The organism is Pseudovibrio sp. Ad13 (assembly GCF_001623225.1).
In the GTDB taxonomy this organism is placed as follows: domain Bacteria; phylum Pseudomonadota; class Alphaproteobacteria; order Rhizobiales; family Stappiaceae; genus Pseudovibrio.
The window spans coordinates 35,762-48,297 of the sequence record NZ_LMCC01000005.1 but is presented as its reverse complement, the minus strand read 5'-3'; the positions used below and the strand labels follow the sequence as shown (position 1 = coordinate 48,297).

The following is a 12,536-nucleotide window of genomic DNA, read 5'->3' as shown; positions in this document are numbered from 1 at the left end:
CGACGCTCCATGAATTAAGAATAATGGCAATGAACGCTATGAGACAGGATCAGGCCACCAGATATTAAATTTCATGCTATTTTAAAGTAATCCATGAACTCTATACGGACTTCTTCTGATAAATAAGTAATTTGGCTCATCAAAGCAGGTATTTTCTAGTTTTTTCACACAGTAATCAACTCATAGGGAGGCGATCAGAAAGCCTTTAGCTCGTGAATTGAGGCTATTTGCTGCTAATATTTTGGGTTGCATTTTTTTAGTCTACACGCTTATATGTTTTTGCTTTCAATATAAGATTGTCTTTTTGATTATTTATTTTAATCTTATTGAGAGTTACTTTAGAGCGATTCATCTAGCTTAACTTAAGATGACTTCTATGTGCGCATACCAAGTACATGATTAGAAATACAATTGACTACGAGCCATTGCGCGAATTCGTCAAGAAATACAAAAGACAAGCGCGTTTGATGCCCATATTCAGGAGAGTTCTAATTGGAGTGCGATCTAGATTGGCGACAGGCTGTAGGGCAGATTGGTCTCCCAGTATTGGTGAGATTGGTAAACTAATAAATTTTGTAACTTAATATAAATTTCAAATAGGGTTCTTTAAATTATGAAAAAGATCGTAATATTTTTTCGTGGTGAAGTTGCCATGCACTTTAAATATCTCGACAATTTCGTGAGAGTTATAAAGGATCTGAAATATTCTTTGCATGTTATGTTCCATTCTGGAAGCACGCCACCGAAAAGCATGTTCAATAAGCTCTTGACATATGAGTTTATTGACTTGAGTTCAGTGCCCGACGTGCGTGCACGAGTGGATGAGATTTGCTCTAAGGAAGCGATCGAACGTATTTTTGTTTTCCACGATGAAGATGTTTACACTGCTTGTCTGTGCAGGGAAGACAATAATATTGTCGGATTACGACCAGCAGCCGGCATCCATTTTAGAGATAAAAATGTGATGCAACAGCGTGCTAAAGAACTCGGCCTTAAAACACCTCATTGCTGCGTTCCCCATACAAGGGCCACCTTAGATGAGTTCGCAGGACAACACGGTTATCCGATAATTATCAAACCATATGATGGTTATGGCTGCGGTAATACCTTTAAGGTTGAAACGCCGGAGCAACTTGAGGAAATTTGGAAGAAAATTCGTAATGAACGCCATGATTACCGTGTTGAGGCATATATTCATGGAGTTCAATATTTTATCGATAGCTTAGTGCAGAATGGTGAGACCGTTTTCGACAACCTTTCGCAGTATACTTACAATATTATTGACTATAAAGAGTCAGGACAACACCAAGGCGTCATCACCCTCGGCCAGGGTGAAAATACAGAGCAGAGAGACATTCTTGCGCAATGTCGACACCTCTTAAACCATTTTGGCATGCACACAGGTGTTGCTCATACTGAGTTCTATCTTACTGACGATGGAGAAATTTACTTCGGCGAGTCTGCTGCTCGTTGTGGTGGGGGCCCCATAATTTCCCTTATCAACCATGCCTACGGATTTGATCTGGTAGAACAATGGGTCAGGCTTGATCTTAATGAAGAAGCCCATATCACCCAAGACTACACGACAAGTTTTGGTGCCGAATACCTTTCCACTCTGGTTACAGGTTCTATAACACAGATCAGTGACAGTGACGCCATACGCGCGTTACCATCAGTCCTTGAAGCCGAAGTGTGGGCGCAGAAGGGAGATGTTTTGAAAGAGGCTGAACATTGCTATGAAGTGCTGGGCTATTACATTTGTCATGGCGATGATTTTGCAGGGGTCGCCCAGAAATTTCGAAACATTCGCGAAGCCTTCCAGATCCAAGTAGGTAACTGATATGTTTACTATAGCCAAAGACTTCCAACAGTTACCCCGGCAACTATATTTCATTTTCCTCTGCTCGCTGGTGAATAGATTGGGTATGTTTGTTTATCCCTTCCTCACCCTATATCTCGTAAATGGGCGCGGTTTATCTGTCGCTGCTGCAGGCACTATGCTGTCAGTTGGTAGCTTGGGAATGATCCTGGGTAATCTGCTGAGCGGCAGTCTAGTCGATCGTTGGCAAGCAAAAGGAGTTATTCTCTTATCATTTTCTATCCATATCATCGGTTATTGGGGCCTGATGACCCAGGATGCATCTCCTTATGCCTATACTTTTTTTCTCTTTGTCGGACTACTTGGCATGGGGATGTACGGGCCAGCTGGTAGTCTATTGATCGCCAAATTGTCTTCTACAGAGCAACGGCAGTTTGCCTATGCTAATGACTATGTTTTCAAAAACTTAGGCATGGCTTTTGGTCCATTACTCGGTGGTGTGCTTGCAGTGCGCTCATTTGAGCTTGTATTTTATGGCGACATTCTATCCAAGACGATTTGCTTGTTACTCATATATTTTGGACTAAAAGCAACAATCGGTGGTAGTCGGCAAAAAGCCCAGCAAACGCAGAATAACCAAAGCATAATACAACTTCTCATTGCGTCCCCAGCGCTTACAGTATTCTGCTTGTCCGGTATCCTGCTAATAGGTGTATTATTCGGCATGGAGTATCTGGTGCCGTTATTGCTAAAAAACGTATTTCACACCAGTGAGATAATGGTTGGTGCTGTCTACACATTGAATGCAGCAATCGTCCTTGGCGCATCGTTCATTGTCGAGCGTTTGATACGAGACCGTAGTGAGCCGCTTATGATGGTTATATCTGCTTGCTTCTGGGTTGTTGGCATGCTGACGATCGTTATCGGGTTCAACACGACGGCATTGCTACTAGGGATTACATTCTGGTCTCTTGGAGAAATCATCTACTCCATTATTCTACCGGCTTACGTCTCGAAGAATGCACCGGAGCATTGTAAGGGTCGTTTCCTAGCATTGGTTGACCTTACAGTGAGTGGCGCACGTATAGTCTTCCCCGCGTTACTGGGATACATCTGGTTTAACTATGATGTGCAATCTGCTCTCTGGCTTTTGACTGTTATGCCAACTCTCGGGCTACTAGTTTATGCCAGTATTTTCCTAATGCATAGCCGTCGATCACCAGCATTGGAAACCGCTAGAGATTGACCGAGCCTCTTATTAGTACGAACGTTCCTTTCTGAAGGCATCTATATTTGTTCAGATCACAGCAAACGCTGCTTACACTCTGAAAAATGAGCGTGGAACCTGAGGGAAAGCTAGACGCTATCGATATCGACTGCTTTGATGATCGCAAAGTTTAGAAAGGTAAACGGGCTCAGGGTTGTCTATTTTTTTTGGGGGGGGTAATAGACTGATCATTTGATTTGAATAATGGAGTGTTGTGACCATATTTGCGAAGATAACAGTGAGAGATGAGCCAAAAACCAATAGTAGACAGCAATTTATGGGCAAAATCTAAAACCCTAGGGGAATAGCTCGAATGTCCAGAGTTGGCCCGTTGCACCTTGAAACAGCCACATGCATTTTCAATTTTCTGCATCGCAGCAAACGCCAGCATTATACGCATTGACTAAGCCATTGCCGCTCAGTTAAGCGCTTGGTTTGTTGGCTACGCCTACGAATGATAGTTCAATCGAGCATTAGTAGCGTACATGGAATATATTAACTCCGCAAGCCAATTAGAAACTACATCTCATCCCAATCCGTTAGAAGAACATATGCCACTTGGCCCCCAGCATTGTCTCATCAGGCTTTTACAACTGTGCCTTTAATGTTGACGTGGTGTTGACGCGAACGCAAAAAGCCCTGAACCAGAGGTTCAGGGCTTTTGTTATGTTGTTGATCTATTGATCATAATTTGGTTGCGGGGGTAGGATTTGAACCTACGACCTTCAGGTTATGAGCCCCTAATTTAGTAAACCCTACTATTACAATTTTTCAATAAGTTAGCTCACAAACAACTGATACCGCTTAGCAACTTTCACAGTACTTCAACGAAATACACGACAACAAACGGCGTTATGTACAGCTTAAAATGCGTAGGGCGGTTGACGTGGTGTTGACGCAAAATTCTCAATTCCGGCTTCCAGAAAATTAACCATTATGGGTTGGACGATGCTCCAAACACGGTATTTTCTTAGTTTGGAAAAATCAGGCGTTCTCCGCTCTCATGTGGGTCGTGCCCAATACCCTCATAATTATCAGAGTGATGAAGGTACTTTTTCTTCAATAGCTTCAGTTCATCATCTGACAAAGGTTCGCCCTTGTGGATTTTCTCATCAATGAATTTCAGTTCATCTGGAATATCAGTTAGCTCAGGGATAGGATTAGCTTCCTTAGAGCCTTCACCATCCTCATGATTTAGTGCGATAAAGGGAACCTGACTGGCAACAGCATAATCATGCATTTTATGCAAAGCGATACGGGAATATGCTCCGTCGACATACTTGCGTTTCAATGTGGATTTGTGCGTAGAACGCGAACTTGTTCCGATATCTTTTAATGTTGTAGTAGTTGTTGAAGTCTCCTGAATTATTTTGCCAGTTTCGCCTTCAATAATGCATGTCTCTTCAGTTAAAGACTGTTCAATAGGGTAGCCATCATGCCTATAAGATTTATCCGTTGTTTTGGATGTGCAACTTTTAGTTATGTCATCACCAATCCAGCCCTCATCCAACGCTTGTGTTGAAGCATTAGCCTTCGATCCAAGGTCGATATCAGAAGCTTTCGAGACATATCCACCTCCAATATCAGAATGCGCACCATACATACATTCTTCCAGATGGTTGCCTTCTGTTTTAACTTCAGGTGCCTTACATGACACTGGATTGGAGAGGATAGATTTTAATCCAAAGTTCTCCCTGCGTTCATGTATTGCAGCAATTTGAACTACTTTACTTTGCGCAATACCTGAAGGTAAGTGAGTTAAGACATCACCGTTATCATCATTTGTGGCTTCGAAATCACCACCTAGCAAGTCTATAACTGATGGAACCGTATCAAATAGCCCGATAAACTGTATTCTTGTTGGTATTTTGTGATAAATCATATATTGCTTGTCATTTATAGACTTTATACTACTTCCCAATCCCTGCTTCACCTCCAATGGGGCATATATACTCTCAAATTTATTGATCATATTAGAAAAATGGCGTGCCGCAGCAGATCCGCGTGAAAACCCAAATACATCTACTTCAATTCGAATAATGTTGTAACCGGCGTATGTAGATATGAAATTAAATGCCTGCGATGCACCCTTTTCGCTTTTAGCAATTACTCCGTAGTCTCCCGTTCCCAACCCTGCACCCAATTTACTGTCGGGTTCATTGTTTTCGGTCCCTATCCCTTCAACATAATAGTTTCCAAAAATATACTTTTCTTCATTAATATTTCTCTGTGAATGTTGTCGGGGATATAGGTTATGCAACTTCCAAATATTTGTGAAGTCGCTCTTATAACTATCATCACCTTCCCAAAAATATAGAAAACTGTCTGAAATCTTTTTTGAGCGGACATTACTTTGATTGTTTCCAGTTCCGTCAAAGAAAACTCCAATCCGAAGTACAAAATCACAACTTTCGCAAGAAGAAACTGATTTATCAGGGAAATTATTACTCATAGATAACCTCAATCAATATACATAACTAACTGACATCATCGAAAAATATTTATTTATACAGAACAATAAAACAAATAGCGTTATATATATAATCATAAAATACTTATGGATATTTTTTTTATTTACACTTGTTAAGTGTAAGCAAGTTATAAGCATAATAAAAATTACAGCATTATAAATATCTGCTATCTCCTTTGTATAGTTGTCTATACTAGGAATTATGCGTGAAATATTATTCAATAAAGGATTGTATTCGATACCATCGTTATTAAATAAGACACCCCATGGCATGGCGCCGATAGTAACAAGGAGAAATATCTTGTAAAAAGAAAAACTGGAAAAATTATTTCTACTCATTTACTATGCTTCCTGCTCTGATTAGACTTATTTGCCATAGTCCGAATAAAAGCATACATCTCATTTTGGCCTTCCAAACCTTTGGATTGCGCATTTTTTAGCTCACCTTTTACAAATTCTTTTACTTCTGCGTAGCTCAAAAAATTAAAATTTTTACTATTTTCTTCTTCAATTAAAGATCGAACAACTTTCTCTGCATACAACTCCCATTGCATATCCTCAAACGCTTTCTCCTGCGCCTTGCGGATGAGGGTGATGTGTCCTTTGGGGCGGTCGTTGGTTTGCGTCGAGCTTTCCGCAAATGGTGTCATGGGCATGAGTTGACGTGTTTGCATGCTAAAGCGGCCTGCTTTGCAATGCTGTCCCGATGCAGGTGCTGCAAAATGCCAGAGCTGCAGGGCATTGCACAGGCTGGGCTCCTCACACCAATCCTCAGCAATGAAGTCAGTAATTGGCCCAAAGAATGCTTGTGTTTCCATCGGGTTTGTAGAGAGCAACCAGACGCGCAGAACAGCTGGATCAAAAAACCGGAACCGAACCAACCGGCCATCACTTTCGAACTCAACGCGCAAATAACGCCGGAAGTGCCGTCGCAGAAGCACTACATCCGTGGCTTCGTCCTCAGAGATATCTGGCGAAGCAACAAAGGCACCACGCTCTACTTGCTGCTTCAGGTTTTCAGGGGGCGGGGTTCTGTAAAGCTCTTTGGCCTTTGACTTTGAAGCTAAGAAGTAAATGCCCCAGCCCTTGCCCCAGCCTTCTTGAATCAGCCAATTGGTGAGATCGCTATCCTGCTCCAACCGCACCAGATAAGGAGCTGTCAAGGCAAGTTCCTGCGCCAGTTCTCCAGCAATCAGACTGCACCAGTCGGCATTCTCGTCCCCCAGTAAACGGCCATAGATATCTTCACACCATTGTCCGTCGATAATCGCATAAGCGGCAATGTCCTCAGTGACTTTGGCAAACAGGCTTGCCTTCACACTGTCCGCGATGAGCGTATCTGGCTCTACATCAATAGATAAAACTGCCTGCGTCATGAGGCATCCTTAGCAAATGGACATTCCTCGGCGAACGGCTTGCGTGTCCCTGGAGGAGACGCAGCACCGATGAATACATTGGCGCTTCCCGAGACATCAGCACCACCACAATCTATCGGATCGCCAACACGGCCTGCTTGCTTGTTGTTAAAGTTCACCGTGGGGCTACCAGCCGCCAATGCTCTGCCATGAGAAGGAGACGGGCATGGTGAACAGCCATGGGGCGCATAAGCATCCCCCTGCCTTACAGCAGGCCGGTTGTTAATGAAGATATTTGGACTTCCGGCAATGGCAGGTGTTGGCGGAAAGTGACAATCATGGCCAGAGCCAATGTCACCTAAACGAGCTGCGGGTTTTCCTGACATAGACCTCTCCTATTTCTCAAAGGAGCGGGCATAGCGCTCAGCATGAGGACCTTGATAATCTTCTGGTGCAGATGGTTCAATGAATGGAACATCCTTGCCAGTCGCAGGGGCCCCTGCCCCGCAATTAACATTCACAACAGTGCCTTCAATCTTAATGCCGCTCGCATCAATTCGAATGAAGTTGCCACCCACGTTGAGAGAGATGGCAGAGCCAGCACGAACAACCACCTGATCACCGCCATCAACAAAGATAGTACCTGGAGCGGTGTAATGCTGGTGTGCCAGACTTTCCATACGAATGTTACGGTTCACCTTGGCGGTATAGTTGCCTCCAACCTGCAGCGTTTTGTCATCAGCAATGCTTTCATTGTCGGCTGCGTCAACCTGCGTGCGGCGAACCGCTTTCACATGAAGGTCTTTCACACCAGAGATGGTTTCTCTGTGTGAGCCATCCACCTCAATATCCTTTGATCCGCCTATAGATTCAGACTGTGAGCCCTCAACGCGCTTGTGGCGATTGGCCCCGACCTTCCAGGTCTCATTGTTCTCAACAACGCCGTTGTGAAACTTCTGGGCGTGGAACCAGACTTCCTCTTGCCCGCCCTCATCTTCAAAGCGGAGCTCATTGGATCCCGTCGCCTTGTGGCTGTCGGACTTCAGGACCATGCGGGTTTTAAAGTCAGGAAGCTTGTTCGGCGTACGATTGTTGTTGTGATACGTCCGTCCCGTAATGATTGGTTGGTCTGGGTCGCCTTCGAGGAAGTCTACGATGACTTCGTGGCCGATGCGGGGGATGGCGATGTGGCCCCAGCTGGCGCCGGCCCAGTTGGAGGACACGCGGATCCAGCAGGAGGAAGTGTCGTTCTTCTTGCCGTGACGATCCCACGGGAACCAGACTTTCACCCGGCCATGTTCATCGCAGTAAATCTCTTCACCTTCCGGCCCGGTGACATGGGCGATCTGCGGGCCATCCACCAAAGGCTTTTTGAGCAGTTTGGGCCGGTATGGCAGACGGGCGGGCATGACCTCAAACCCAGCGCTGTAAGTGGTGGAGCCACTGCCAGCTTCCTCAGCCACGGCTTGCGGCTGGCTGCCCTGATGCGAGACGGTGAGCAAATGATACTTGATGTTGTAATCACTGTTCGGGTGGTCCGTGAGGGCAAACTGATGACCTGCCATCAGGTGAATGGCATTGGTCGCCCCGTGGCCTGTGGTGGCCTCTACACGTGCTGCCTCCAGCCGGTGTTTTGTGAAGGGTTTGCCGACACCATCCGCCTTGTAGCGCCCCGGATATTCATAGAGTGCATAGTCTCCGGCAGAGCCGTTGTCTTCACCGCGCTGATGAGCGTGTTGCTGGTTGTAAGGCGGGTTCTTGAAGGAATAATCGCGCTGCATGAAGCTGGTGGCTCGCAGCTGCTCACGCAGGACAAAGCTGTTGCAATAGACGCCTTTGACAGCCCCGCCAACCATGGCGTTGTATTCCAGCTTGGGTTGGTCCGGCAGCTCGGAGACAATCTGCGGGTTATCAATAAACTGCAGTGTATGCTGGCCGTTGGCGCCATAGGTGAAGTAGTACCAGATGCCTTCTTCTGCCGTGATGCGATCTAAAAAGCTTAAGTGGCTTTCCCGGTACTGCACACAGTATTCGCGGGCTTCATGAGGCTCGGTCAGATCCCACTTCACATCCTCTACGCCGTGCTCCTTGAGCAGGATCTTGACGATCTCGGGCACGCTTTTCTTCTGGAAGATCCGGCAGTCAGAGCCGTGGGCTAAACGGTGCAGGCTGGGCAGCAGCGTGAGTGAGTAACTGGTGCGGTGATGGCCTTCATTACCCCGGGCAATTTCGGCGATCACTCCGGAGAGATGGCGCAGGCCCTCGTATTTATGATGAATGGTCAGTGTTGCCGGCGTATCGAGCAGGCTATGCAGGTCGAGCGCGTTGTCGGGACTGGCAAGCTCAATCTGGATCTGCGTGAGCCCATTGAGACGCTCTGTTGCCGAGAACCCGGTGACCAGCAATTCCGCATTGGGCTGCGCAGGAGCTGCAAAGGTGAAGGCCAGATCTTGTTCCTGGAAGAGCTGCGGGATTTGGACAATAGCATTCATAACAAACTCACTGGCAAAGGAAAAAACAAAGGAAGCATAAGAATTGAAAGTGGTCTGGCGGGCTTTGTTAGGGCCTCACCACCGGTGGTGGATACGGTTTGGAATGCCATTCATCAGCGGGACATAAAGTGTCTGGACGCACATAGGTATGGAAGGATTTTGCCGGTGCGAAAAACTCGTTCTGGCAAAGTAGGTACCCTTCGTCTTGCGCTCTTTGCCCGATTGATTGCGCCCATAGATTGCCGGCGATAGCAAAGATCAGGAGCGATCCGAAAATAAGAATGAGATATGTTTTGACAGACCATTGCAGCCGTTGATGGCCCCAGGGCGTAAAGACAAAATGAGCGATGGGGATTGCAACAGATCCAAGCGCTAAAGCCTGGATCCCATGAGCAATTTCAAAGTTATCTTGCCGGAGTTCAATGACTTGCTGCGCATAAAGAAAGTCAGAGACCGTACTCCACACCAAAAACACCATCAAAAGATCAAGCGCAGCTGCAAACCCGTGTGCTCTGCGCGGATCCCGGCCAATCCACTGGCCAAAATGAACAGTTTTATTGATGTACCAGTTGATCATCATCACCGCCTGTAGATCTGATTATAAAGATCAGGGCCGCCAAAGTGCCAGATGGTCTCGCGTTCCAGATCATAGAAAAACCGATTGCTGCGGCGCTCAAGCGCTTCCACCTTCTGGCGCATGGAAACTTGTGCTTCGTGAATAACCTGGCCGGTTTTTTGAAGGCCGCGCGCAACAGCCTCACCAGTCCAGCGCAAGGCAGCAGACAGTTTTTCTCGCAGGCCAAACATCTTGTCCAGTTGACCAAGAGCCATACCCACTGCCATGCCAACAACAATGGCACCAGCCGTAATGGCAAGGGCAGGAATAGCAACTGTCGTGATAGCACCTGCCAGAAGCGCGCCAGCAGCGGCTGCGGCCATACCAGCGCCAATGGCAACAGCTCCGATCGCTACATCGACAATGATGTTGGCAAACAATTCACTGTAAAGCTGCGTATCGCTCATGATGAACTGCATGATATCCAGGGCCACATAACAGGTGATCATGATGATCGCGTTCGCCCGGCCACCTGCGCGTATGGCTTCAGGGCCAATTCCAAAAGCAACAACCTTTGGAGAGGACGACAGATATCTTGTCCCCTTAAGAACCTCGCGCACTGCAGGATAGCCCTTGAAGATCACGTAGGTCTTCCCATTGGCTATCTTTGTGTAATAACGCCCCTTAATACCGATCTCTTTAAGAAGCTGATGTCCAGACCGGCTGTCCAGCAATGTGCCGGGCAAGGTGGCTAAATCTAAAGCTCCACCAGTCATAAGCGCCATGCTCTGATGGGCATCTACGATCGCCTGAGCAAACGCCTCAAGAGAAACCGCGATTGCCTCATCCTGAACCGGATTTACATCATGAGCTGCACTATGTTGCTGCGCCAGTCTCTGCTCCGCCAGCGGATAGACCATCAGAATATCTCCTTGTGGGGCTGTTCCCCGGGTTTGACCATCAAGCGGTGACCGGGAAACTGATCCAGAAAGCCCCGGATCTCCAGCTCTTCGGACAGATCTTCGTGCAGAGCATCTGACGAGCGCTCAGGCCGGTCACGACCTTGCAAGACCACATGCGCCGTTCCTGCCGGGTCGCACTCTTTGGGAGCAGCTTCTGCAATCGCCTCCACCTTGCGCCGTCGCCACAGCAAGCTGCGAAAGAAGCTGCGCAAGTAGCCGCGCTTTGCTGAGGCTTTGCCAGAGACACGTTGCATATTCCAACTCCGCAGATCAGGCCCAAATCAAAGACTGCCCATGATGAACTCACCCATAGACAGTGTCCGGGCCAAAGCTGGCCCGGATCTGACTTCCATTCCCATCAGGAAGGAAGGTTTAAGCTGCAGGCGCGCGCCAGTCATCAGCACCAGACGTGCCGGAGACTGTGTGTTCCCACATGATCTTGCGGTAAGACAACTCAATGGTGATCAGCTGAGTGAAGTCAGCGTTCTTTGGATCCTGACAATGTGGCAGGCCACACTCGATGTTAGTGATCAGGGCATCTTCAAAGGAGGTGGTGAAGAAATGCTCCTGCTTGCCGGAAGAATTGGTGCGGTACCATTTGACTTCACACTTTGGCAGCATCTCACCAGAGACCAGCGCATTATACAGCAGCGGGATGGACTTGTTCATGGAGCAGGTGAACTTGAACGGAGTGTGCACGCGCTGACCAGCTGGCTGGCCGGACTGGATATCACGAGGAATGATGACGGTGTGATCAATGGCCTGCACCATGATCTCGTCTTCATGGCCTTCCTGCCACACGTTACCGACGGAATCTTCAGTAAACGCGCCTTGAGTGATTGGGCCCTGAGTTGACCCTTCAATGGTGATATAAGCGGGTGTTGGCATAGTATGCTCCTGGTGAGCGCCCTCCATGTGCGGACAGACGCAGCAAAACAAATAAATGAACCCCATTTGATGAGAATGGGCCACAGCCCCAGACCCCAGTCTGCGACAGCGTACCAACACAATTGCAACTTGCATGCCAGAATGGAAAAGTAGTCACAAAAAACTCACCAGGTCGGCTTACCCATTGAAATAACAAGAGAAATTAATTTTAAAGCACGCGCAAAGTTGCCTGCGGCGCAGCGCTGCAAATTTAGTGCCGCCACGTAAACTTGAGCCACTTCTGGCCCGGAAAGTAAACAAGACGCCAAAAGGCGGCTATATTATTGAAAAATATGGGAAATCAGCGGGCCATTTTCGGCCCAGTCTGGGCTGCTTTTGGCTTACCCCTGAAATATAAGGGAAAATCGGAATAAGACCTCAAAGACAAGGTCTTTTTTGAGCTGAATTTGGGGGCTTCAGACCTCAAATGACCTCCAAAACAATTCCTCTTAGGGGAGCTTATAGTGACCTTTGACAGCGAAGAATTGCTTTCAGATGAATACTGCTCAGGAATAATGCCTGATATGCAAACTGGCTGAAGCTGGCAGCTCAGCCTATCGCTATTCATCTTCCAGTTCTTTCGAAGGGGGATTTTTCTCCTGATTTGGCGTCCTGCGTGCACCCCTTCTACTTTTCACTGCTTTTGAACGCCTTTCATTGCCTTTGAACGCCTATGAACGCCTATACG

At 47.0% G+C, this 12,536-nt stretch carries 10 protein-coding genes; 2 read left to right on the top strand and 8 right to left on the bottom strand.

Going from position 1 to position 12,536, the window contains the following annotated elements; translation table 11 throughout:
• Window positions 1–613 precede the first annotated feature (613 nt).
• Together PsAD13_RS07045 and PsAD13_RS07040 are read left to right on the top strand one after the other, a co-directional pair.
• Window positions 614–1,840 carry an ATP-grasp domain-containing protein gene (locus PsAD13_RS07045; protein WP_063317715.1) on the top strand — a complete coding sequence of 409 codons (1,227 nt, stop codon included), beginning with the start codon at window positions 614–616 and terminating at the stop codon, window positions 1,838–1,840.
• 1 nt (window position 1,841) lies between these two features.
• Window positions 1,842–3,065: an MFS transporter gene (locus tag PsAD13_RS07040; RefSeq protein ID WP_063317714.1), complete on the top strand. Its 1,224-nt coding sequence runs from the start codon at window positions 1,842–1,844 to the stop codon at window positions 3,063–3,065.
• 991 nt (window positions 3,066–4,056) lie between these two features.
• On the opposite strand, the gene PsAD13_RS07035 is transcribed toward PsAD13_RS07040, so the two are convergent.
• The 8 genes from PsAD13_RS07035 to PsAD13_RS06995 all read right to left on the bottom strand — a co-directional run bounded on the left by PsAD13_RS07035 (window position 4,057) and on the right by PsAD13_RS06995 (window position 11,809).
• On the bottom strand, window positions 4,057–5,538 hold the full coding sequence (locus tag PsAD13_RS07035) for a DUF2235 domain-containing protein (RefSeq protein WP_063317713.1): 1,482 nt from the start codon (window positions 5,536–5,538) through the stop codon (window positions 4,057–4,059).
• A 353-nt stretch (window positions 5,539–5,891) separates the two neighbouring features.
• Window positions 5,892–6,932, bottom strand: a complete 1,041-nt coding sequence (locus PsAD13_RS07025) for a DUF4123 domain-containing protein (RefSeq protein WP_063317711.1) — start codon at window positions 6,930–6,932, stop codon at window positions 5,892–5,894.
• Entirely contained in the window at window positions 6,929–7,297 is a 369-nt protein-coding gene (locus PsAD13_RS07020; RefSeq protein WP_082596416.1) for a PAAR domain-containing protein, read from the bottom strand. Before PsAD13_RS07020 ends, PsAD13_RS07025 begins: the two co-directional genes overlap by 4 nt.
• A 9-nt stretch (window positions 7,298–7,306) precedes the next feature.
• Complete coding sequence (gene tssI, locus PsAD13_RS07015) at window positions 7,307–9,403, bottom strand: type VI secretion system tip protein TssI/VgrG (RefSeq protein WP_063317710.1); 2,097 nt, start codon at window positions 9,401–9,403, stop codon at window positions 7,307–7,309.
• Between the two features lie 67 nt (window positions 9,404–9,470).
• A complete protein-coding gene (locus tag PsAD13_RS07010) occupies window positions 9,471–9,983 on the bottom strand; it encodes a hypothetical protein (RefSeq protein WP_063317709.1) in 513 nt (170 codons plus the stop codon).
• A complete protein-coding gene (locus PsAD13_RS07005; RefSeq protein ID WP_063317708.1) occupies window positions 9,983–10,879 on the bottom strand; it encodes a hypothetical protein in 897 nt (298 codons plus the stop codon). Before PsAD13_RS07005 ends, PsAD13_RS07010 begins: the two co-directional genes overlap by 1 nt.
• Window positions 10,879–11,175 carry a hypothetical protein gene (locus PsAD13_RS07000; RefSeq protein WP_063317707.1) on the bottom strand — a complete coding sequence of 99 codons (297 nt, stop codon included), beginning with the start codon at window positions 11,173–11,175 and terminating at the stop codon, window positions 10,879–10,881. The genes PsAD13_RS07005 and PsAD13_RS07000 overlap by 1 nt, the downstream gene beginning before the upstream one ends.
• Before the next feature lie 118 nt (window positions 11,176–11,293).
• Entirely contained in the window at window positions 11,294–11,809 is a 516-nt protein-coding gene (locus tag PsAD13_RS06995; RefSeq protein WP_057465969.1) for an Hcp family type VI secretion system effector, read from the bottom strand.
• Window positions 11,810–12,536: the final 727 nt, after the last annotated feature.